This is a genomic window from Noviherbaspirillum denitrificans (assembly GCF_002211445.1).
Taxonomy (GTDB): Bacteria; Pseudomonadota; Gammaproteobacteria; order Burkholderiales; family Burkholderiaceae_D; genus Noviherbaspirillum; species Noviherbaspirillum denitrificans.
The window spans coordinates 164,578-166,050 of sequence record NZ_LSTO01000002.1 but is presented as its reverse complement, the minus strand read 5'-3'; the positions used below and the strand labels follow the sequence as shown (position 1 = coordinate 166,050).

Below are 1,473 nucleotides of genomic sequence, written 5' to 3'. Positions count from 1 at the left end.
GGCGTGCGCGCCAGCCGGCGCAGGCACGCCGCGCATCGAAATACAAGGAGACAATCATGACACAGCAATTTTCGAGGGAACGCCGCCTTGTGCTGGGCGCAACGGCGGCCATGATCGCCGCGCCTGCCGTCGGCTGGGCGCAAACATCCAAACGCAAGCCCCTGTCCCCGCCGGTGAAGGCGTCGGTCGGCATCATCTCCGCGATGTTCGATGCGGTATCGATCATCGCGGCGGAGAAGGGGTACTTCAAGGAAGAGGGACTGGATGTCGAAGTGAAGGCTTTCCCCGGCTCCGGTGAAGCGGCGCAGGCGCTGGCGATCGGCGCCATCGATGCGCTGGCCAGCGGGCCGAACCCGATGATCTTCAATTCACGCCAGCGCAATATCGATCTCACCATCGTCGCCACCGCTGGCCAGCATTCGCCGGGACATGGGTCCATCAGCTTCGTGCTGCGGCGTGACCTGGTCGACAGCGGCCGCTACAAGGGGCCGGCCGACATCAAGGGAATGAAGATCGCGTCGGGCCTTGCCGCGCCCAGCAGCTGGTTCGTTTCCGAGCTGGCTCGCCGTGGTGGCGTCAGCGAGAAGGATTTCGAGATCGTCCAGCTCGGCCTGCCGAACGTTGTCGCCGGCCTGGGCAACAAGTCGATCGACGGCGGCTGCATCAACGAGCCGCATGCAACGCAGGTGCTCAAGCGTGTCAACGGTGTGCGTGTCATGTCCATGGACCAGTTCCGCCCGAACTTCCCGAACGGTTACCTGCTGTTCGCATCGACACTGACGAAGAAGAATCCCGAGGCGGGACGGCGCTACATGGTCGCGTACATGCGCGCGCTGCGCGACTACCGGGAAGCGTTCATCAGCAAGTCGCGCGACGGCGCCGGTCTCGTGGCCATCCTGCAGAAGTACAACATGACCGTGCTGCCGGAAACGCCGATGGTCGACTTGCCGGCCGACGGTGCGCCGTCATTCGTGGCAGTGGACGAGCTGATCGAGTGGCACATGAAAATGGGCAACATCCGCAGCCGTCCGGACCTGCCGGCTCTTACCGACGACAGCTTCCGGCGCTACGCGCTGCAGGAGCTGGGTACCTGACTGCCTGTGCGGCTTGCTGCAACGGAACGGACGTGACTATCGGCGAAGGCGTCTACGTCCTGTTTCCATGCAGCCGCCGCCGGAAGCAGGCAGCTGCGTCATTCAACGCCGGGCGAGCGCTCCTCAAGCACGCTCCACTGCTCGATGCTGGCGGGAAGGTGCGCCAGCAGGTAATCGATCAGGCTCCTGACCGAAGGCAGCATCCCTCTCGGTGAAGGATAGAGCAGATGGATCAGGTGTGTGGCCGCCGACCACTCTGGCAGGACATGGACCAGCGCACCATACTGGATGGAGGCTGCGACGATCGGCTCGGGAAGCAAGGCAATGCCAATGCCATTCCTCGCGGCTTCCAGTTGCAGCCGCAGGTCATTGGAAACGA

2 protein-coding genes are annotated in these 1,473 nt (G+C 63.7%); one reads left to right on the top strand and one right to left on the bottom strand.

Annotated features, from left to right (window positions below):
* A partial coding sequence (locus tag AYR66_RS24345; protein ID WP_206047311.1) for an ABC transporter substrate-binding protein occupies positions 1-1,094 on the top strand: 1,094 nt, incomplete at its 5' end.
* A 98-nt stretch (positions 1,095-1,192) separates the two neighbouring features.
* On the opposite strand, the gene AYR66_RS24340 is transcribed toward AYR66_RS24345, so the two are convergent.
* The coding region (locus AYR66_RS24340) for a LysR substrate-binding domain-containing protein (RefSeq protein WP_234815076.1) at positions 1,193-1,473 on the bottom strand (281 nt) is incomplete at its 5' end.